The following is a 20,084-nucleotide window of genomic DNA, read 5'->3' as shown; positions in this document are numbered from 1 at the left end:
GCCACTTCGCTGATCCTCCCGCACGGCGCCCAGCCGGTCACCTGGCAGCTGGCGCTGCCCCGGCACTGGGACACCGACCGCTTCACCGTCACCGCCCTCCCCGGCACCCCCACCGAGCAGCTCGGCGCCGTCCTGCACCGGTACTTCGACTTCGTCGGCGAACACGCCGCGGGCTACGCCGCGCTGCTGCGCGGCGGCTCCGTGGTGGAGACCGCCCGCACCTCGGCCATCGTCGACGACGTGCGCCGCGCCGCGATTCGGCGCACCCTGCGCCACCTCGGCGTGCGCCGGGCCGGACCGCGGCTGACCCTGCTGGTCCGCTCCTGGATCTCCGTGGTGGAGGCCTCCGCGATCAGCTGGCTCGACGAGGGGCGGCAGATCCCGGCCGAGTCCCTCTGCGAGTGGCTGGTGGACCAGTTCGTGGTGATGGCCGCGGCGACGGCCCTCCGCGACGAACAGACGGGCGAAGCCCTGGCCCACTGGATGGCCCTGGAGACGGCGGACAGCCCTGCGGGAGTGCTGGCACGAAAGCTGTTTGGGCGCGAGACCGGAGAGAGCGCAACCGGGGGCGCGGGGAACTGCGCGAAGGGGAACGCATCCCGTCCGCAAGATCGCGACGCAGGGCAATGACCTGCACTTGATCGCGACCTTGCGGACGTGGTGTGCGCTTGTCGCGCAGTTCCCCGCGCCCCCGTCTTCGCGCTCGCCTGCGTTTCGCACCCTCTCTCACGTCTCGCGCTGCGGGCGGTACGCCTCCTCCTCGACGCCGAAGGTCCAGGCCACGCCGGCCCTCGCGGTGCGGATGTGTGGGGGGACGCGGAGGTAGTAGGTGCGGAAGGTGCCGTCGGGTTCGGCGGTGGAGTTGAGCACCTCGACCATCACCACCGGTTCGTCGCCCGCGAGTTGGATCCGCCAGAGGGTGCCCGTCTCGTCGCGGTGCAGCGGCTGCGCGCCGCTCTCCGCGAGGTAGCGCTGGTAGCCGAAGTGCTCCAGCATGACGCGCCGCAGCTCCGCGTTCTCCTCGCCGTGGATGCGTTCGACGGTGAGGCCGGTGAGCTGCTGGAGGAAGTCCGCGGGGACGGGCATGCCGCGCCAGGCGTACAGCGCGAAGCCGTCGGCGTAGGCGAGGGCGGGGCCGTCCGCGCGGTCGAGGCGGCCGGCCTCGTCACGGTGCAGGGCGACGGGGCGTTCGCTGAGCAGCACGGTGTTCTCGCAGGGCCACCACCAGCCGGTCTGCCGGGCGACGCCGGCCAGCGCGGCGAGCGCTTCGTCGCCGGTGCCGGCGGTGTCGAAGGCGGCGAACCAGGCGGCGTCGTGCTGGCCGGCGACCGCGTCCACCAGGGCGAGGCGGACCTTGGCGCGGGCCTCGCCGGCGACGCGGCGCAGTTCCTTGTTGGCGGGCTTGCGGGCCTCGTCCCAGCTGAGCGCTTCGGGCTCGGGTGCGAAGTGGTCGAGCAGCGCGGCGCGGACGCGTTCGGCGGGCAGCGCGGTGGTGGCGGCGAGTTCGGCGCCGGTCGCGCCCCACAGTTCGGCCCAGCCGGTGGGGCCGTGCGCGGCGAGGGCGGCGGCGCGGGCCCGTTCCCAGGCGGCGGTGCGCACCTGCTCGCGGACGGACCGGCCGAACTCGCCGTGGTGGTCGAGCAGTTCGGTGACGGCGGCGAGCGGCGACGGGTACCAGCGGAACGCGGTGGGTTCGGCCAGTCCGGCGGCCCGGTAGGCGACCCGGACGGCGTGCTCGGCGGTGGCCCGGTCGGCGGGGCCGGTGGCGGCGGCGACCGCCCGCCAGTGCGCCACCGAGGCGTCGGCGGGACGGCCGGTCAGCTGCGTGCTCATCAGTTCTGTCCTCGTCTCGTGGGGGCTGCGCTGCTCAGTCGGCGACGATGCGGACGGCGCCGGGCACGTACTCGCGCTGGCGGACCACCCGGTACCAGCCGGTGGGCAGCGCGATCGCCGCGTGCTCCTCGTGCACGACCCTGCCGCCCTCCGGCAGGTGCAGCCAGGCGCGGCCGAACGGGCCGGACTCGCGCAGCAGTTCGCCCGGGCCGACCACCGCGTGGGCGTGGCCGGTGACTTCGCCGAGCGCCAGCACCAGCCGGCCGCGGCCGTCGCGGGGCTGGCGCGGCAGGTGGGCTGCGGCGGCCGGCACCGCGCTCTCCTCGACCGGCACGATCAGTACGTCACCCTGGCGGTACACGCGTGTCCTCCCGCGGTCTGGTCCGGCCGGGCGCCGGACGTCCCGACCGGAAAGCTAGGCGGTCCCACCGACAGGCCCACCGACAGGCCCGTCGAGGAGCCCCGGCGGCAGCACCACGCCCGAAGGTTTACCCGTGCGGGTGAACGTCGGGGGTGGCTGGTAGACAGGGTCAGGCCCCACGACGACAGCGAGGAGCGGCGCATGACCATCCATGACCACATCGGGGAGTTCCACGGCCTCCCCGTCACCGACTTCCTGACGGCCTCGGCGGAAGGGAAGCTGCCCGAGGCCTCGTCCACCGCCTGGAAGATCTGGGTGGACTGGGACGACGAGACCACGTTCGCCGAGTACTGGGCGAAGTTCCTGGAGACCGTCGAGGTCGAGCGGGTCACGGCGGTGGTGATCGGCCGCTGGTTCTCCGAGGAGCCGGAGTCGCTGTCCGAGGTGCTGCCGCTGGTGCTCGCCTCCGCCGACCGCCTGCCCGCGCTGCGGGCGCTGTTCATCGGCGACATCACCATGGAGGAGAGTGAGATCTCCTGGATCCAGATGTGCGACATCACGCCGGTCTTCGAGACCTTCCCGCTGCTGGAGGAGCTGGTGGTGCGGGGCGCCGGCGAGGACTACGACGGCAACGAGCGGCTCGCCCTGAAGCCGGTGCGGCACGAGAAGCTGAAGGCGCTGCGCTTCGAGGCCGGCGGTCTGTCGGGCAGCGTGGTCCGCGCGGTCGCCGCCTGCGACTTCCCCGCGCTGGAGCGGCTGGAGCTGTGGCTCGGCGTCGACAACTACGGCGGCGACTGGACGATGGAGGACCTCGCCCCGTTCCTGTCCGGCGCCGCCCTGCCGTCGCTGACGTACCTCGGCCTGCAGAACGCCGAGCAGCAGGACCGGATCGCCGCGCTGGCGGCCCAGGCCCCGGTGGTGCCCCGGCTGACCGGGCTGGCGCTGTCCATGGGCGCGCTCACCGACGAGGGCGCGGCGGCGCTGCTGGAGGGCCAGCCGCTCACCCACCTGAAGAAGCTCGACCTGCACCACCACTACCTCACCGAGGGGATGCAGAAGCGGCTGAAGGACGCCCTGCCCGGCGTGGAGATCGACCTCTCCGACGCCGAGGACCCGAACGACAACTGGCGCTACGTCGCCATCTCCGAGTAGGCGGGTAAGCCGAGTTGACGCCGTCACCGCTGGTCGTGCTGGGCTGCCCGGGGCACCGCCGGGTCACCCTGTTCGCCGCCGCGGCCCGCGCCGCCGGGCTGCCGGAGCCCGCCGTGCTGAGCTGGTCCTCGGTGCTGCGGGGACGGTACGGGCTGCCGCCAGGCGCGGTGGTCCGGGTCGACTCGCCCGGCGAGGACCCGGAGGCGGACCGGCTGCTGCGCGGACCGGCCCTCGGCGCCGGCTACGCCGCCACCCGGGTCGAGGGCGGCCCGGCCTGGTACGCGGGCGTCACGGCGGCGCTGCGCGAACTGGCCGCCCGGCCGGGGGTGCGGGTGCTCGGCGATCCGGAGGAGATCGCGGTGATGTTCGACAAGCGCCGCGCGCACGCGGCGCTGACCGCCGCCGGGGTGCCGGTGCCGCCCGCGCTGACGGGTGAACTCCCGCGCTCCTTCGAGGAGTTGCGCGAGCGCCTGGCGGCCGCCGGGATGCCCCGGGTGTTCCTCAAGCCGGTGCACGGCTCCTCCGCCTCCGGGGTGGTGGCGCTGGAGTTCGGCCCGCGCGGCCGGGTCCAGGCCACCACCTCGGTGGAGGTCGCCCCGGACGGACTGCACAACTCGCTCACCGTCCGCCGCTACCGCTCGACGTCCGAGGTCGCGGCGCTGGTCGACCGGCTGGCCCCGGAGGGCCTGCACGTGGAGCGGTGGGTGCCCAAGTCCGGGCAGCGCGGCCTGGCCGCCGACCTGCGGGTGCTGGTGGTCGGCGGCCGTGCCACCCACGTGGTGGTGCGCACCAGCCGGCACCCGATGACCAATCTCCATCTCGGCGGCGCGCGCGGCGAGTCGGCGGCCGTCCGGGAGGCCGCCGGCGACGCCTGGCCGGAGCTGCTCGCCACCGCGGAGGCCGCCGCGCGCTGCTTCCCGCGCGCCCCCATGGTCGGCGTCGACCTGCTCCCGCACGCCCGGTGGCGGCGTGCCCTGGTCGGCGAGGTCAACGCGTTCGGCGACCTGCTCCCCAACCTCCCGGGCCTGCCGGACGGCCCGGCGCCCGGACTCGACACCTACGCGGCCCAGTTGGCGTCCCCGGGGTACCGGGCGGCGCTGTACCCGAGCGCCCGCGGCACCCGGCCGCCGGCCGACGCCCCGGCGGCGTAGCGAACCCTAGGAATCCCCGTGCACCACGACATACCCGACATGAACGAGATCGTCGGCAGCCATGACCTGCTGCTGGTCACCCTCGACACCCTCCGCTTCGACGTCGCCGAGGAGCTGCTCGCCGCCGGCCGCCTCCCGCACCTCGCCCGGGTGATCCCGGGCGGGGCCTGGGAGCGCCGGCACTCCCCCGGCAGCTTCACGTACGCCGCGCACCAGGCGATCCTGGCGGGGTTCCTGCCGACGCCCGCCTCCCCCGACGGCCCGCACCCGCGGCTGTTCGCGGCGCGTTTCGCCGGCTCCGAGTCCACCGAGCCGCGCACCTGGGTCTTCGACGCGCCCGACCTGCCGACCGCGCTGGCGGGCGCCGGCTACCGCACGGTCTGCATCGGCGGCGTCGGCTTCTTCAACAAGCAGGGCCCGCTGGGCTCCGTCCTGCCGGGCCTGTTCCAGGAGAGCCACTGGGCCCCGGAGTTGGGCGTCCCGTCGCCGACCTCCTTCGAGTCGCAGGTGGCGGTGGCCGAGCGGGTCGCCGCCGAGCAGCCCGCGGAGCAGCCGCTGTTCCTGTTCGTCAACGTCTCCGCGCTGCACCAGCCGAACTGGTTCCACCTGCCGGGCGCGACCCGCGAGGACGGCGACTCCCGGGCCAGCCACGCCGCCGCGCTGGAGTACGTCGACGCGCACCTGGGCAGGCTGTTCGCGGCGATGTCCGCGCGCCGCCCGTGCTTCGCGATCGTCTGCTCCGACCACGGCACCGCGTACGGCGAGGACGGCTGGACCGGCCACCGGATCGGCCACGAGGTGGTCTGGACGGTGCCGTACGCGCACTTCACCCTCCCGGCCGCCGCACCCGAGCAGGAGCCGAGCCGATGACCACCGCCCCCGAGTCCCCGTACCGGTCCTACGTCTACGCGTACCCGCACAAGACGGCGTACCGCCCGCTGCCCGACCGTCCACCGCTGGCCGAGCTGTGGCGGGGCGAGAAGCAGGACGCGCTCTCGCTCTACCTGCACATCCCGTTCTGCGAGGTGCGCTGCGGCTTCTGCAACCTGTTCACCCGGATCGGCAGCCCCGAGGGCCTGACCACGGCCTACCTGGACGCGCTGGAGCGGCAGGCCGGCCAGGTCCGGGAGGCGCTCGCCGCCGATGCCCGTTTCGCCCTCGCGGCGTTCGGCGGCGGCACGCCGACCTACCTGACGGCGGCCGAGCTGGAGCGGCTGTGCGACATCGCCGAGCACCGGATGGGCGCGGACCTGCGCCGCGTCCCGCTGTCCGTCGAGGCCTCCCCCGACACCGCCACCGCCGACCGCCTGCGGGTGCTGGCCGAGCGCGGCACCACCCGGCTCAGCCTGGGCGTGCAGTCGTTCCTGGACGAGGAGGCGAAGTCGGCGGTCCGGCCGCAGAAGCGGGCGGCGGTGGAGGCGGCGCTCGGCCGGGTGCGGGACGCCGGGTTCCCGGTGCTGAACATCGACCTGATCTACGGCATCGACGGCCAGACGGTGGTCAGCTGGGTCAAGTCCCTGGACGCGGCGCTGAGTTGGCAGCCCGAGGAGCTGTACCTGTACCCGCTGTACGTCCGCCCGCTGACCGGCCTCGGCCGGCACGCCGCGCCGCAGGCGGCCGCGGACTGGGACGTGCAGCGCCTGACCCTCTACCGGGCCGGCCGCGACCACCTGCTGGCCAACGGCTACCAGCAGGTGTCGATGCGGATGTTCCGCCGCACCGGCGCGGCGGCCGCGAGCGCCGGCGAGTACGCCTGCCAGACCGACGGCATGGTCGGCCTGGGCTGCGGGGCGCGCTCGTACACCTCGAAGCTGCACTACTCCTTCGACTACGCGGTGGACGCCCGCGAGGTGCGCCGGATCATCGACGACTACGTCGCCGCCCCGGACTTCTCGCGCGCCGAACTCGGCTGGGAGATGACGGACGAGGAGACCCGCCGCCGCCACCTGGTGCAGTCCCTGCTGCAGGGCGAGGGCGTCGACCTGGCCGCCTACCGCGAGCGCTTCGGCAGCACCCCGGAGGAGGACTTCCCGGCCGAGCTGGCCGAGTTCGCCGCCCGGGGCTGGCTGGCCGACGACCGCGGCCGCCTGCTGCTGTCCCCGGAGGGCCTGGCGTGGTCGGACGCGATCGGCCCGCGCCTGTTCTCCGACGGGGTGCGCCGGCGGATGGCGGAGTACTCGCCGAAATGAGCGCGCTGACGATCCTGTACCGGGGCCCGCTGTCCTCCTGCGACTACGACTGCCCGTACTGCCCGTTCGCCAAGCGGCGCGACTCCCCGGAGCTGCTGCGCGCGGACCGGGCGGCGCTGGAGCGGTTCACCGCCTGGGCGGCGGCGTACCCGCACGGCGCCCTGTCGGTGCTGTTCACGCCGTGGGGCGAGGGCCTGGTGCGGTCCTGGTACCGCCGGGCGATGGTGGAGCTGAGCCGGCTGCCGCACCTGGAGCGGGTGGCGATCCAGACCAACGCGAGCTGCCGCACCGGCTGGCTGGCGGAGGCGGACCTGTCCAAGCTGGCGCTGTGGGTGACGTACCACCCGGGCCAGGTGACGGAGCAGCGCTTCCTCGCCAAGTGCGCCGAACTGGCGGCGCTGGGCGTGCGGTTCAGCGTCGGCGTGGTCGGGCAGCCGGAGCACCTGGCGGCGGCCCGCCGGCTGCGGGCCGCGCTGCCGCCGTCCGTCTACCTGTGGGTGAACGCCGCCGACGGCCTCGCCTACACCGACGCCGAGGCGGCCGAGTGGACCGCGTTGGACCCGCTGTTCGGCTACAGCCGCCACCCGCACCGCAGCGCGGGCCTGCCGTGCCGCACCGGGGAGAGTGTGGTCTCGGTGGACGGGGACGGCACGGTGCGCCGCTGCCACTTCGTCCGGCCGCCGCTGGGCAACCTGTACGACGACTCCTACCGGGCCCAACTGCGGCCGCGCGCCTGCCCGTTGGGGAGCTGCGACTGCCACATCGGGTACGTGCACCTGGAGCCGCTGCCGCTGTACGACGTGTTCGCGGGCGGGGTGCTGGAGCGCATCCCGCACGGCTGGTCGGGGCCCGGGCCTTCCGTCAGTCGGTCTTCGGCAGGCCCGGCGGGTTGATCTCGGAGCGCTGCACGGCCTCGTTGTCCAGGCCCCAGCGCTTCAGCACCTCGCCGTAGCTGCCGTTCCTGATCAGCTCGTCGATGGCCGCGCCGAGCGCCTTCACCAGCCCGTTGTCCTTCTTCGTGGTGGCCGCGATCTTGCCGAGGACCTGGTCGCCGCCGCCCGAGTAGGTGCCGATGATCTCGGTCTCGCCGGTCTGCGCGGCGTGGAACGCGCCGGACGGGTTGGGGCCGAGCCAGGCGTCGATCCGGCCGGAGCCGAGGGCCAGGTAGTAGTCGGAGGAGGTCTGGAAGTACTTCACGTCCACCGGCTTGAGGCCGGCCTTCAGGTTCTGCTCGTTCCAGGCGAGCAGCAGCTTCTCCTGGTTGGTGCCGGAGGCGACGCCGATGGTGTGCCCGGCGACGTCGGCCGGGCCGCCGACCTTCCAGCTGCCGCCCTTCTTGGCCTCGAAGCCGAGGATGTCGAGCCGGTAGGTGGCGAAGTCGTACTTCTCCTTGCGGGCCTCGGTGACGGTGATGTTGGTGATGCCGACGTCGAACTTGCCGCTGTCCAGGCCGACGAAGACGTTCTCCCAGGAGACCGGCGTGAGGTCGACCTTCAGGCCGAGGACGTTGCCGATCAGGTACGCCAGGTCGGGCTCGGCGCCGATGATGGTGCGGTCGTCGGTGGCGTGGAAGTCCAGCGGCGGGACGGTGCCGAGGTTGTCCACCACGTGGAGGGTGCCTCTTCGGCGGATCTCCTCGGGCACCAGCGCGGCGATCGCGTCCACCGCGGGCGTGGTGATCCGGTGCTGCTCGGGCGTCAGGTTGACCTTGACGCCGTTGGGCGCGGTGCCCGCACCGGACCCGCCCAGGTCGGCGGCGGCGTTGCCGCCTGCGCCGCAGGCGGTGAGCAGAACGGCGGCGGCGAGGGCCAGCGCGGCCGGACCGGCAGTGCGACGAAGACCAGCGATCATGACGACAACTCCTTTGCGGGCAACGGACGTTCAGAGGACCTTGGCGAGGAAGGCGCGGGTCCGCTCGTGCTGCGGCGCGTCCAGCACCCGGTCGGGCGGGCCCTGTTCGACCACCACTCCGCCGTCCATGAACACCACCGTGTCGGCGATCTCGCGGGCGAAGCCGATCTCGTGGGTGACCACGATCATGGTGGTGCCGGCGCGCGCCAGGTCCTTGATGACGTCGAGGACCTCGCCGACCAGCTCGGGGTCGAGCGCCGAGGTCGGTTCGTCGAACAGCAGCACCTTGGGCTCCAGGGCGAGCGCCCGGGCGATGGCGACGCGCTGCTGCTGGCCGCCGGAGAGCCGGCGCGGGTAGGCGTCGGCCTTGTCGGCGAGGCCGACCCGGGCCAGCAGGTCGCGGGCCCGGGCGCGGGCCCGGTCACGCGGGACGCCGAGCGCGCCGACGGGCGCCTCGACGAGGTTCTCCTCCACGGTGAGGTGCGGGAACAGGTTGAAGTTCTGGAACACGAAGCCGAGCCGGGTGCGCTGCTTGAGCACCTCGCGCTCGGGCAGTTCGCGCAGCCGGTCGCCGACCCTCCGGTAGCCGATCAGCTCGCCGTCCACCCGGACGGTTCCGCGGTCGAGCTTCTCCAGGTGGTTGATGGCCCGGAGCAGGGTGGACTTCCCGGAGCCGGACGGGCCGAGCACCACCGTGACGGTGCCGGGCCGGACGTCGAGGTCGATGCCGCGCAGCACCTCCAGCCGTCCGAACCGCTTGTGGACGCCGCGCACCTCCACCATCGCCGTGCCGCTGCTCATGCTCGTTTCTCCTGGATCTCGGTGACGGCGGCGCGCAGGCGCTGCCAGGGGGTGGGCGGCGGGGTCCGTTCGCTGCCGCGGGCGAAGTAGCGCTCGACGCGGTACTGGACGAGGGAGAGCGCGGTGGTGAGCAGCACGTACCAGACGGTGGCGACCAGCAGCAGCGGCACCACCCGGCCGGTGCGGCCGTAGATCACCTGCGCCTGGTAGAAGAGTTCGCCGATGGCCATCACGTAGACGATCGAGGTGCCCTTGAACAGCGAGATCACCTCGTTCGCGGCGTTCGGCAGGATGCCGCGCATGGCCTGCGGCAGCACGATCCGCCAGGCCTGCCGGAAGCGCGGGATGCCGAGCGCGGCGGCCGCTTCGAGCTGCCCGGCGTCCACCGCGAGGACGCCGGCGCGGATGATCTCGGCGGCGTACGCGGCCTGGTGCAGGGCGAGGCCGAGGACGGCGGCGCCGAGTGCGCCGAGCAGGTCCATGGTGCCGAAGGAGACGAAGCTCGGGCCGAACGGGATGCCGATGCCGATCCGCTTGTACAGGTAGGCGAGGTTGAACCAGAACACCAGCTGGACGATCAGCGGAATGGACCGGAACGCCCACACGTACGTCCAGGCGATGGTGCGCAGGATCGGGCTGCCGGACAGCCGCAGCGCGGCGACGACCGCGCCCAGGGCGAAGCCCAGCACCGTCCCCCAGGCGGTGAGCTGGAGGGTGACGCCGACCGCGCGCAGGATGCTGTCGGAGAACACGAAGGCGCGGAAGGTCGGCCAGTCCCAGCCCGGGTTGACGGCCAGGCCGTGCAGGAACTGGGCGACCAGCACCAGCGCGGCCAGTCCGGCCACCAGCCGCCAGGGCCGGCGGTGCGGGACGATCGGCAGCTCGGCGGCGCCGTCGTCCTGTTGTCGCGGGGTTTCGAGAGCAGTGGCGGTCATCGCGGGGCTCCGGGGTCAGGAGTGCTCGGGCGGGTTGATCCGGGATTCGCCGATCGCCGAGTCGGTGGTGCCCCACTTGGCGAGGATCTTCTGGTAACTGCCGTCCTGGATGAGGCGGTTGACGGCGGCCTGGAAGGCCCGGGTGAGCGGCGAGCCCTTCTTGAACGCGAAGCCGACGTCGAGCCGGTGGTACTCGCCGAGGAAGCGCACGTTCGCGCCGGGCTGGGCGGCCTGGTAGCGCAGGCCGTTGATGGTGGACATCACCACGTCGAGCCGGCCCTGCTGGAGGCCGGTGACGGTGGCGCCGTTCTCGGAGAACGCCTTCACCTCGTAGGGCTTCCTGCCGGCCTGCGGGCAGACGTCCTTCTTGGCGTTCAGGGTGGCCTCGAAGGTGGTGCCCGCGCCGGTGCCGACGGTCAGTCCGCACAGCTGGACCAGGTCGGTGACGTTGGTCAGCGCGGTGTTGTCGGCGCGCACCGCGAAGCCCTGGCCGTCGTCGATGTAGGTGACGAAGTCGACGGTCTTCAGCCGGGCCTCGGTGACGCCGAAGTTGCCGGTGCCGACGTCGTACTTGCCGCTGCCGAGCGCGGGCAGGATGGTCTCGAACGCGGCGTCCTCCCGCTGCACGGTCAGCCCGAGCACCTTGGCGACGCCGTCGACGATGTCCACGTCCAGGCCGACCGGGCGGTGCTGGGTGGAGTCGGGGTAGTACGCGCCGGGCGGGGTGCCGATCGCGCCGCCGAGCCTGAGGGTGCCGGCGGCGCGCACCTCGGCGGGCAGCAGCGCGGCCGCCGCGTCGTCCTTCCGCACCTCGCCCAGCACGTCCTGGCTCGGCTGCACGCCGACCGGCGCGGCCGCCGGGCCGGCCGTCGGGTCGGCGCCGCAGCCGGACAGCAGCAGGACGGCCGCCGCGGCGGGGGCGAACGGGAGCCGGCGGTGGATGCGTCTCATCGCAGCGGGGCCTTTCCGGCCCCCGGAGCGGCGGCCAGGTCTTTCTCGAAGGGCAGCGGGCGGAACTCCTCCGGCTGCTCCGTGACGTCGAACAGGGGCGTGTAGCCGGCCGCCAGGTAGAGGGCCTTGGCCTCGGGTTGGCGGGGGCCGGTGGTGAGGAAGATCCGCCGGTAGCCGGCCTGCCGGGCGGCGGACTCCAGTTCGGCGAGCACCCGGCGGGCGTGGCCCTGCCGGCGGTGCTCGGCGCCGGTCCACATCCGCTTCAGCTCGGCGGTCCGCTCGTCGTGGCGGCGGTAGGCGCCGCCCGCGACGGGTTCGCCGTCGCGGAGCAGCAGCAGGAGCAGGCCGTGCGGCGGCACGAACTCCTCGGCGGGGTGGCGGGCCATCTCCTCGTGGCCGCCGGGGCCGTAGCGGGTGACGTACTCGTGGGTGAGTTCGCGGATCAGCGGTTCGGTGAGCGGGTCGCCGAGGACGGCCCGCTCGACGGTCAGCGTGCTGCTCACTCGTGGGCCGCCCCGGCCTTGGCGGCGTCGCGCTTGGCGACCTCCTCGCGCACCAGCGGGATGACGTACCGGCCGAAGTCGATGGCGTCGCCGATGTGGTCGTAGCCGCGGGCGGAGAGGATCTCCACTCCGAGGTCGTAGTAGTCCAGCAGGGCCTGGGCGACGGTCTCGGGGGTGCCGACCAGCGCGTTGGAGTTGCCCGCGCCGCCGGTGGCGGCGGCGGTCGGCGTCCACAGCGCGCGGTCGTAGCGCTCGCCGGCCTCGGCGATCTCCAGCAGCCGCTGCGAGCCGGTGTTCTCGGGCTGCCGGTCGGCGGTCAGCCGGCGGCGCACCAGGTCCTGGCTCTCCCGCCGGGCCCTGATCGCGCCGACCGTGCGGTGCGCCTTCTCCCAGGCGAGTTCCTCGGTGGGCGCGATGATCGGCCGGAACGCGGCCTGGATGCGCGGCACGTCGGTGCGTCCGGCGGCCTTCGCGGCGGCCTTGACCTGCTCGATCTGCTCGGCGGTGCGGGCCAGCGGCTCGCCCCACAGGCAGTAGATGTCGGCCTCGGCGCCGCCGGCCGCGTAGGCGGCGGGCGAGGAGCCGCCGAAGGAGACGTCCGGGCGGGGCAGCTGGACCGGGAAGACGTCCGCGACGAAGTCGTTGAAGCGGTAGAACTCGCCGTCGTGGTCGAAGGGTTCGCGGCTGGTCCAGGCCCGCTTGACGATCCGGATGTACTCCCGGGTGCGGTCGTAGCGGCGGTCCTTGGGCAGGAAGTCGCCCTCGCGCTGCTGCTCGTGGTCGTTGCCGCCGGTGATGAAGTGCACGGTGAGCCGGCCGTCGCTGATCCGGTCCAGCGTGGCGAAGGTCTTGGCGGCGAAGGTCGGGTAGGACACGTTCGGGCGGTGGGCCAGCAGGATCTGCAGCGTGTCGAGCTTGGCGGCGAGGTACGCGGCGGAGGCGGCGGGCTCCGGGGAGCCGGCGCCGTAGGCGAACAGCACCCGGTCCCAGCCGTGGTCCTCGTGGGCACGGGCCAGCCGCAGCGTGTAGTCGCGGTCGAAGGCGTGGGTGGTGCGGGCGGTGGTCTCCGAACCGTCGCCGGTGGCGGCGATTCCGAGGAACTCGACGGGCATGGCGGGCCTCTTCGGGTCGGCGCGGTTCCGTCCGGGCATGCCGGGGGACGCCTCGGCGGGCGGGGACGGGAACGGCGGGAAATCGGCGGGAATCAGGGCGGCGCGTGACGGGGCGCCGGGGCGGGCTCGGAGCGAGCGGGGACGTGAAAAGGGCGGCAGCGTACGCCTGTTGGTCCGTCCGGGCGGACGGGCTCCCGGCCCGCGACGGGGCGACCGAGGGAGGACTCCCGAAGGAGCGAGGGCCGGTCAGGCGGCCCGCTGCCGGGTCAGCCGCGACACGCGGCGGACCACACCCGACCGAAGTCGATGTGGCCGCGCGTCACCAGGGCGGGCTGCTCGGCAGTCATGTCGAACAGTTGAGCAGCGCCGCCGATGATCCGTCAACCATCCTTAACGCGGCGAAACCTGGCCGCCCTTGACGCCCCCGGGCCGCCGCTGCGTACCATCGGGGCGGAGCGAGTACCGCCCGGGCCCGGCCGCCGACAGCCGCCAGGCCCAGCCGCGTTGAGGGACGCGGCGCGCGTGAGTGACGGCATGCGGAGACCGCCTGCCCCGCCGCCCCTGGAGCCCTCATGGCCTCGCCCGTCGCCCCTCCGCTCCCCACCACCACGGCCGCCCCGCCCGGCGAACTGCCGATCGCCCCGCGCCGCCGCCCCTGGCGGTACGTGAGCGGCGGCCTGGCGCTGCTGGCCACCGCGCTGCTGCTGCGCTCGCTGGCCGGCAACCCGGCCTTCGAGTGGCCGGTGGTGGGCGCCTACCTGACCTCGACCGCGATCCTGCGCGGCCTGGGGCTGACGCTCTGGCTGACCGCCGCCGTGACGACCCTCGGCTTCGCCCTCGGCACCGGCCTGGCGGTGGCCCGGCTGTCCGGCAACCCGGTGCTGCGGAGCCTCAGTTGGGGCTTCGTCTGGCTCTTCCGGGCCACTCCGCTGCTGGTCCAGCTGCTGTTCTGGTTCAACATCGGCGCGCTGTACCCGAAGCTCGCGCTGAGCGTCCCGTTCGGCGGCGAGCTGTTCGCGGTGCGGACGGTGGACCTGCTCGGCCCGGTGCTCACCGCCGTCATCGGGCTCACCCTGCACGAGGCCGCGTTCGCCGCCGAGGTGGTGCGCTCCGGCGTCCTGTCGGTGGACCAGGGCCAGCTGGAGGCGGCCGCCTCGCTCGGCCTCGGCCGCGGCCGGGTGCTGCGCCGGATCGTGCTGCCGCAGGCGATGCGGGCGATCCTGCCGCCCGCCGGGAACATGCTGATCGGCACCCTCAAGGGCACCTCGGTGATCTCCGTGCTGGCTGTCCACGACCTGCTGTTCTCCGCCCAGTTGATCTACAACCGGACGTACCAGGTGATCCCGCTGCTGGTGGTCGCCACGCTCTGGTACGTGGCGGTGACCAGCCTGCTGTCGGTCGGCCAGTACTACCTGGAGCGGCGCTTCGCCCGCGGCTCCACCCGCGCCGAGCTGCCGCCCACGCCCTGGCAGCGGGCCCGGGCGGCGCTGCGCCGGGCCGGCGGGCGGTGAGCGGGGTGCCGAGCCTGGTGATCGTCGGCGCGGGCCCGCGCGGCACCGGCCTGCTGGAGCGGATCGCCGCCAACGCGCCCGAACTGCTCGCCCCCGACACCGAGTTGGACGTCCACCTGGTCGATCCGCACCCGCCCGGCGGCGGCCGGATCTGGCGGCACGCGCAGTCGCCGCTGCTGCGGATGAACTCGCTGGCCGAGGACATCACGATGTTCACCGACGAACGCTCCACCGTGCTCGGCCCGGTCCGCCCCGGCCCGTCGCTCGCCCAGTGGGCCACCGAACCGGCCGCCCACCCGCCCTACCGGCCGGTCGCCGACCCGGACGTCGCCGACGAGCTGCGCACCCTCGCCCCCACCGACTTCGCCTCCCGACGCGCCCAGAGCGCCTACCTGGACTGGGTGCTGCGCCGCGCCGTCGCCGAACTCCCGGACCGCATACGGCTGTTCGTCCACCACGGCACCGCACTGCGGATCACCGGCGACCCGGACGGCGTGCAGCACGTCCACCTCGCCGACACCGTGCTGCCCGCCGACCGGGTGGTGCTCGCCCTCGGCCACCTCGACTCCGCGCCCGGCCCGGAGACCGCCGCCGCCCGCGCCTTCGCCGCCCGCCACGGCCGCACCTACCTGCCGCCCGCGTTCACCGCCGACGCCGACCTCTCCGGCCTGGCCCCCGGCGAGCCGGTGATCGTCCGCGGCCTCGGCCTGGCCTTCGTCGACCTGGTCGCGCTGCTCACCGAGGGCCGCGGCGGCCGCTTCGCCCCGAAGCCCTGCGGCGGCCTGCGCTACCTCCCGTCCGGCCGCGAGCCGGTGCTGTACGCGGGCTCCCGGCGCGGCGTCCCTTACCACGCCAAGACCGACTACCGCCTCCGGGGCCCGCGCCCGCCGCTGCCCCGCTACTTCGGGCCGGACACCGAACTCCCGGACGGGCCACTGGAGTTCCGCCGCGACCTGTGGCCCGCGATGGCCAAGGAGATCGGCTTCGGCTACTACCACGAGCTGTTCCACGGCCACCCCGACCGCACCACCCTGCCCTGGGACGCGTTCCTCGCCGCCTACCACCCGCTCCCCTGGTACAGCCCGCAGCGCGAGGCCCTGGTCGCCGCCGCCGTCCCCGACCCCGAGGACCGGCTCGACCTCGAACGCCTCGACCGCCCGCTGGCCGGCCTGCGCGCCACCGACCCCGCCGACCTCCGCCGGCGCCTGCACGCCCACCTGCGCGCCGACCTCGCCCGCCGCTCCGACCCCCGGTACAGCGCCGACCTCGGCGCCTTTTACGCCCTGCTCTCGGTCTACGGCCAACTCGGCCGCCTGCTGCCCCGGCACCCGCTCACCGCCCGCTCCACCGCCGCCGACCTGGACGGCTGGTGGCCCGGCTTCTTCTCCTGGTACGCCTCCGGCCCGCCCGGCTTCCGCCTGGAGCAGCTGCTCGCCCTCGCCGACGCCGGGCTGCTCCACTTCCTCGGCCCCGACCTGCACGTCCACCTCGACGAGCGGCGCGGCGCCTTCCGCGCCTCCTCGCCCGCGCTGCCCGGCCACCACGTGCACGGCACCGCGCTGGTCGACGCCTTCCTGCCCCGGCACGCCCTCGACCGCACCGCCGACCCGCTGCTGCGCCGCCTGCTGCACGAGGGCCGGATCGCCGAGGAGCGCCTCACCGACCCCGACGGCCACACCTACCGCTCCGGCCTGGTGCGCACCGACCCCGACGCCCGCCTGCTCGACCCCGCCCTCGGCGGCCGCCCGCACCCGCGCCGCACCGCCCTCGGCCCGACCACCACCACCCGCGCCCCCGCCGCCTTCGCCCGCCCGCGCACCGACGCCGCGGCGTTCCGGCAGAACGACGCGGTCGCCCGCCGCCTGCTGGCGGAGCTCCAGAAGGACGCCTGACCGGCCCCGGAGGACAGCGGACCGCCACCCCACGACACCCGCCGCCGCACCGGATACGCTCCAAGCACCCCGAGCCCTCCGGAGAGTCCGCCATGGCCAAGCAGCCCCCGCACCGCGACCCCGCCCAGGACGCGCCGCACGTCGGACCGCCGGCCCACGCCGCCGCCGGCCTGCCCGCCATCGGCCACACCCTGCGGATGGCCGCCGACCAGATGTCGCCGGGCCGGGTGCTGTCCACCCTGCGCAAGGTCAACCAGCCCGACGGCTTCGACTGCCCGGGCTGCGCCTGGCCCGAGCCCGACAAGCCGCACCTCGCGGAGTTCTGCGAGAACGGCGCGAAGGCCGTCGCCGAGGAGGCCACCGAACGCCGAACAACCCCGGAGTTCTTCGCCGCCCACCCGGTCGCCGAACTCGCCGACCGCTCCGGCTACTGGCTCGGCCAGCAGGGCCGCCTGACCACCCCGATGCTGCTCGACGAGGGCGCCTCCCACTACACGCCGATCGGCTGGGACGAGGCCTTCGCGCTGATCGCCGAGGAGCTCACCGCGCTCGACTCCCCGAACGGGGCCGCGTTCTACACCTCCGGCCGCACCTCCAACGAGGCGGCCTTCGCGTACCAGCTGTTCGCCCGCCGGCTGGGCACCAACAACCTGCCCGACTGCTCCAACATGTGCCACGAGTCCTCGGGTTCGGCGCTCACCGAGACGCTCGGCGTCGGCAAGGGCAGCGTCTCGCTCAAGGACCTCTACCAGGCCGACCTGATCATCGTCGCGGGCCAGAACCCGGGCACCAACCACCCCCGGATGCTCTCCGCGCTGGAGCGCGCCAAGCGGGCCGGCGCGAAGATCGTCAGCGTCAACCCGCTGCCCGAGGCCGGCCTGGAGCGGTTCAAGAACCCGCAGACCCCGCGCGGCCTGGTCGGCGGCGGCACCAAGCTGACCGACCTCTTCCTGCAGATCCGGCTCGGCGGCGACCTGGCGCTGTTCCGCGCGCTGAACCACCTGCTGCTCACCACCCCGGGCGCGGTCGACGAGGCCTTCGTCGCCGAACACTGCGCCGGCTTCGAGGAGTTCGCCGCCGACGCGGCCGAGCTCGACCGCCCGGCCACGCTGGCCGCCACCGGCCTGCCCTGGGAGCGGATCGAGGAGCTGCACCGCCTGGTACTCGCCTCGAAGAAGATCATCGTCTGCTGGGCGATGGGCCTGACCCAGCACAAGCACTCGGTGCCGACCATCCGCGAGGTGGTCGACTTCCTGCTGCTGCGCGGCAACATCGGCCGCCCCGGCGCGGGCGTCTGCCCGGTCCGCGGCCACAGCAACGTGCAGGGCGACCGCACCATGGGCATCTTCGAACGCCCGAGCACGGCGTTCCTGGACGCCCTGGGCGAGGAGTTCGGCTTCGAGCCGCCGCGCGCCCACGGCTACGACACCGTCGACACCATCCGGGCGATGCGCGACGGCCGGGTGAAGGTCTTCTTCGCGATGGGCGGCAACTTCGTCTCCGCCAGCCCCGACACCGACGCCACCGAGGCCGCGATGCGCCGCTGCCGGCTGACCGTGCACGTCTCCACCAAGCTGAACCGCTCGCACGTGGTCACCGGCGCCCGCGCGCTGATCCTGCCCACCCTCGGCCGCACCGACCGGGACGCCGGCCCGCTCGGCCCGCAGTTCGTCAGCGTCGAGGACTCCATGGGCATGGTGCACTCCTCCCGCGGCGGCCTGCGCCCGCCCGCGCCCGGCCTGCTCTCCGAGGTCGCGATCGTCAGCCGGCTGGCCCGCGCCGCCCTCGGCCCGCAGGACCCCACGCCGTGGGAGGACTTCGCCCGCGACTACGACCTGATCCGGGACCGGATATCCCGCGTCGTCCCCGGCTTCGACGACTTCAACACCAAGGTCCGCCGCCCCGGCGGCTTCGCCCTGCCGCACGCCCCGCGCGACAGCCGCACCTTCCCCACCGCCACCGGCAAGGCCAACTTCACCGTCAACCCGCTCACCGCCCCCGACGTCCCGCCGGGCCGGCTGCTGCTCCAGACGCTGCGCTCGCACGACCAGTACAACACCACGGTCTACGGCCTGGACGACCGCTACCGGGGCATCACCGGCGGCCGCCGGGTGGTCCTGGTGAACCCCGCCGACGCCGCCGAACTCGGCCTCGCCGACGGGCAATTCGTCGACCTGGTGGGCGAGTGGAAGGACGGCGTCGAGCGGCGCGCCCCGCACTTCCGGGTGGTGCACTACCCGGTGGCGCGCGGCGGCGCGGCCGCCTACTACCCGGAGACCAACGTGCTGGTGCCGCTGGACTCCACGGCGGACGTCAGCAACACCCCGACCTCCAAGGCCGTGGTGGTCCGCCTGGAGCCCACCGCCTGACCGACCGCGCCGGCCGCGCCGCCCGTCAGCGGGACGACGGCGCGGCCGAGCCGGAGCCTTCGGCGCTCGGCGAGACCGACGACGGCGCCGAGGCGGAGCCGCTGGGCGAACCGGAGGCCGAGCCGCTGGGCGACCCGCTCGCACCGGTGCTCGGCGAGCCGCCGCCGCCCGGCAGCGTCGGCTTGGAGCCGCCGGGCAGGCTCGGCAGCGAGGTCGGCGAGGACGAACCGCCGGGCGCCGGGGTGCTCGGGGCCGGCGCGGGCGGCAGCGTGGACGGCTTGGCGGGCTCGATCTTCGACCCGCCGACCTTCACGTCCGGCACCTTCCACTCGCCGCCCGCGTCGTCCGCCGTGTCCTCCGGGTCGGGCCGCACGGCGCCCAGGATCGGCATCGCGCCGACCTGCGACACCTTCACCACGTCGCCGGTGCGCGGGGCCTGCACGACCAGGCCGCCGCCGATGTACATCCCGATGTGGGTGGCGCCGCCGTAGTAGACCACCAGGTCGCCGGGGCGCATCTGGTTCAGCGGCACGTGCTGGAGCTGCGCCCACTGCTCCTGGCTGGTGCGCGGAATGGCCTTGCCGGCGTGCAGCCAGGCCTGCGAGGTGAGGCCCGAGCAGTCGAACACGTCCGGTCCGGCGCCGCCCCACACGTAGTCCTTGCCGAGCTGCTGGAGCGCCCAGGCCACCGCCTTGCGGCCCATCGCGGACGGCGTGCGCTCGCCCTTGCCGAGCGCCCCGGAGGCCAGGAACGCCAGCTGCGCCTCGTTGGCCTGCGCCTTCTCCAGCTCCTCCAGCTCGCTGCGCTGGGCGCCGGTGAGCGAGCCGACCAGCGTCTCGACGTCGGCGAGCTTCCTGGCCACCTCGTTCTTCTGCTGCTCCTGCTGGACGGCCAGCGCCTGCGACTCGGCCAGCGCCTGCTGGGCGGCGAGCTGCGCGGCGGACAGGGTGTCCCGGTCGGCCTTGAGCCGCTCCAGGAACGCCTTCTGCGAGCGCCCGGCGGAGTCCAGCAGTTCGGCGATCAGCACCGCCTCGTACGGGTCCTTGGCCAGCAGCAGTTCGGCGTACCCGGATATCTGGTTGTTGCGGTACTGCGCGCCCGCCAGCTGCGCGGCCAGGTCGTTGCCGGTGTCCACGGCCTCCTGCTGCCGCGTCACCCGGGCGTTCAGGTCCTGGACGGCGGCCTGCTGCTCGGTGAGCCGGGCCGCGGTGCCGTTGTACTGCTCGGTGGCGGCCTCGGCCTGCTGGTAGAGGGTGTGCAGCTGCTCCAGCAGCGGGCCCAGGGTGGCCTTCGCCTCCGCCAGCGGGTCGGCGGGGGCGCTCGGCGCGCCCGGGGCCGGCGCGGCGTACGCGGCGGTGCCGAACGGCAGCGCCAGTGCGGCGACGGCGATCACCGCCCCGCAGCGCAGCGCGGCACGCACCCACGGCCGCAGTCCGGTCGATTCCGCGCGCTGCCCTGCCCCCATCGGCCGGC

The 20,084-nt window shown here is 74.3% G+C and carries 17 protein-coding genes and 1 pseudogene; 9 read left to right on the top strand and 9 right to left on the bottom strand.

Annotation, left to right across the window (positions count from 1 at the left end):
• Positions 1 to 630, top strand: a pseudogene (locus ACWEMJ_RS25460) (hypothetical protein); the annotation flags it as partial.
• A gap of 96 nt (positions 631 to 726) precedes the next feature.
• Here ACWEMJ_RS25460 and ACWEMJ_RS25455 read toward each other — a convergent pair.
• Both ACWEMJ_RS25455 and ACWEMJ_RS25450 read right to left on the bottom strand, forming a co-directional pair.
• Positions 727 to 1,833 carry a DUF6745 domain-containing protein gene (locus ACWEMJ_RS25455; protein WP_452139441.1) on the bottom strand — a complete coding sequence of 369 codons (1,107 nt, stop codon included), beginning with the start codon at positions 1,831 to 1,833 and terminating at the stop codon, positions 727 to 729.
• 34 nt (positions 1,834 to 1,867) lie between these two features.
• Entirely contained in the window at positions 1,868 to 2,194 is a 327-nt protein-coding gene (locus tag ACWEMJ_RS25450; protein ID WP_452139440.1) for a hypothetical protein, read from the bottom strand.
• Between the two features lie 201 nt (positions 2,195 to 2,395).
• Here ACWEMJ_RS25450 and ACWEMJ_RS25445 point away from each other — a divergent pair, with 201 nt between their 5' ends.
• The 5 genes from ACWEMJ_RS25445 to ACWEMJ_RS25425 are packed head-to-tail and all read left to right on the top strand — an operon-like array spanning position 2,396 to position 7,579.
• A complete protein-coding gene (locus ACWEMJ_RS25445) occupies positions 2,396 to 3,346 on the top strand; it encodes an STM4015 family protein (protein WP_452139439.1) in 951 nt (316 codons plus the stop codon).
• A 14-nt stretch (positions 3,347 to 3,360) separates the two neighbouring features.
• The gene (locus tag ACWEMJ_RS25440; RefSeq protein WP_452139438.1) at positions 3,361 to 4,497 is read left to right on the top strand and encodes an STM4014 family protein; all 1,137 of its coding nucleotides are present in this window, start codon (positions 3,361 to 3,363) and stop codon (positions 4,495 to 4,497) included.
• Between the two features lie 39 nt (positions 4,498 to 4,536).
• Positions 4,537 to 5,367 carry an STM4013/SEN3800 family hydrolase gene (locus ACWEMJ_RS25435; RefSeq protein ID WP_452139442.1) on the top strand — a complete coding sequence of 277 codons (831 nt, stop codon included), beginning with the start codon at positions 4,537 to 4,539 and terminating at the stop codon, positions 5,365 to 5,367.
• Complete coding sequence (locus tag ACWEMJ_RS25430; protein ID WP_452139437.1) at positions 5,364 to 6,686, top strand: STM4012 family radical SAM protein; 1,323 nt, start codon at positions 5,364 to 5,366, stop codon at positions 6,684 to 6,686. The genes ACWEMJ_RS25435 and ACWEMJ_RS25430 overlap by 4 nt, the downstream gene beginning before the upstream one ends.
• Positions 6,683 to 7,579 carry an STM4011 family radical SAM protein gene (locus tag ACWEMJ_RS25425; protein WP_452139436.1) on the top strand — a complete coding sequence of 299 codons (897 nt, stop codon included), beginning with the start codon at positions 6,683 to 6,685 and terminating at the stop codon, positions 7,577 to 7,579. The genes ACWEMJ_RS25430 and ACWEMJ_RS25425 overlap by 4 nt, the downstream gene beginning before the upstream one ends.
• On the opposite strand, the gene ACWEMJ_RS25420 is transcribed toward ACWEMJ_RS25425, so the two are convergent.
• From ACWEMJ_RS25420 to ACWEMJ_RS25395, 6 genes are read right to left on the bottom strand one after another with little or no spacing between them, the layout of a single operon-like run.
• Entirely contained in the window at positions 7,548 to 8,537 is a 990-nt protein-coding gene (locus ACWEMJ_RS25420; protein ID WP_452139435.1) for an ABC transporter substrate-binding protein, read from the bottom strand. The two genes, ACWEMJ_RS25425 and ACWEMJ_RS25420, sit on opposite strands and share 32 nt — an antisense overlap.
• Positions 8,538 to 8,567: 30 nt before the next feature.
• The gene (locus ACWEMJ_RS25415) at positions 8,568 to 9,338 is read right to left on the bottom strand and encodes an amino acid ABC transporter ATP-binding protein (protein ID WP_452139434.1); all 771 of its coding nucleotides are present in this window, start codon (positions 9,336 to 9,338) and stop codon (positions 8,568 to 8,570) included.
• The gene (locus ACWEMJ_RS25410; protein ID WP_452139433.1) at positions 9,335 to 10,273 is read right to left on the bottom strand and encodes an amino acid ABC transporter permease; all 939 of its coding nucleotides are present in this window, start codon (positions 10,271 to 10,273) and stop codon (positions 9,335 to 9,337) included. The genes ACWEMJ_RS25415 and ACWEMJ_RS25410 overlap by 4 nt, the downstream gene beginning before the upstream one ends.
• A gap of 15 nt (positions 10,274 to 10,288) precedes the next feature.
• Positions 10,289 to 11,224, bottom strand: coding sequence for an ABC transporter substrate-binding protein (locus tag ACWEMJ_RS25405; RefSeq protein WP_452139432.1), 936 nt, complete (start codon positions 11,222 to 11,224; stop codon positions 10,289 to 10,291).
• Complete coding sequence (locus ACWEMJ_RS25400) at positions 11,221 to 11,727, bottom strand: GNAT family N-acetyltransferase (protein ID WP_452139431.1); 507 nt, start codon at positions 11,725 to 11,727, stop codon at positions 11,221 to 11,223. The genes ACWEMJ_RS25405 and ACWEMJ_RS25400 overlap by 4 nt, the downstream gene beginning before the upstream one ends.
• Positions 11,724 to 12,839: an LLM class flavin-dependent oxidoreductase gene (locus ACWEMJ_RS25395; RefSeq protein ID WP_452139430.1), complete on the bottom strand. Its 1,116-nt coding sequence runs from the start codon at positions 12,837 to 12,839 to the stop codon at positions 11,724 to 11,726. Before ACWEMJ_RS25395 ends, ACWEMJ_RS25400 begins: the two co-directional genes overlap by 4 nt.
• Before the next feature lie 572 nt (positions 12,840 to 13,411).
• Here ACWEMJ_RS25395 and ACWEMJ_RS25390 point away from each other — a divergent pair.
• The 3 genes from ACWEMJ_RS25390 to ACWEMJ_RS25380 all read left to right on the top strand — a co-directional run bounded on the left by ACWEMJ_RS25390 (position 13,412) and on the right by ACWEMJ_RS25380 (position 18,611).
• Positions 13,412 to 14,350, top strand: a complete 939-nt coding sequence (locus ACWEMJ_RS25390; RefSeq protein WP_452139429.1) for an amino acid ABC transporter permease — start codon at positions 13,412 to 13,414, stop codon at positions 14,348 to 14,350.
• On the top strand, positions 14,347 to 16,242 hold the full coding sequence (locus tag ACWEMJ_RS25385; RefSeq protein WP_452139428.1) for an FAD/NAD(P)-binding protein: 1,896 nt from the start codon (positions 14,347 to 14,349) through the stop codon (positions 16,240 to 16,242). The genes ACWEMJ_RS25390 and ACWEMJ_RS25385 overlap by 4 nt, the downstream gene beginning before the upstream one ends.
• A 92-nt stretch (positions 16,243 to 16,334) precedes the next feature.
• Positions 16,335 to 18,611, top strand: coding sequence for an FdhF/YdeP family oxidoreductase (locus ACWEMJ_RS25380; protein WP_452139427.1), 2,277 nt, complete (start codon positions 16,335 to 16,337; stop codon positions 18,609 to 18,611).
• A 25-nt stretch (positions 18,612 to 18,636) separates the two neighbouring features.
• Here the strand turns inward: ACWEMJ_RS25380 and ACWEMJ_RS25375 are convergent, their stop codons facing one another.
• Positions 18,637 to 20,076, bottom strand: coding sequence for an NlpC/P60 family protein (locus ACWEMJ_RS25375; protein ID WP_452139426.1), 1,440 nt, complete (start codon positions 20,074 to 20,076; stop codon positions 18,637 to 18,639).
• Between the last annotated feature and the right edge of the window lie 8 nt (positions 20,077 to 20,084).

Source organism: Kitasatospora sp. NPDC004531, from assembly GCF_053602195.1.
The sequence above is the reverse complement of the archived record's forward strand: the minus strand, read 5'-3'. Positions and strand labels throughout refer to the sequence as shown.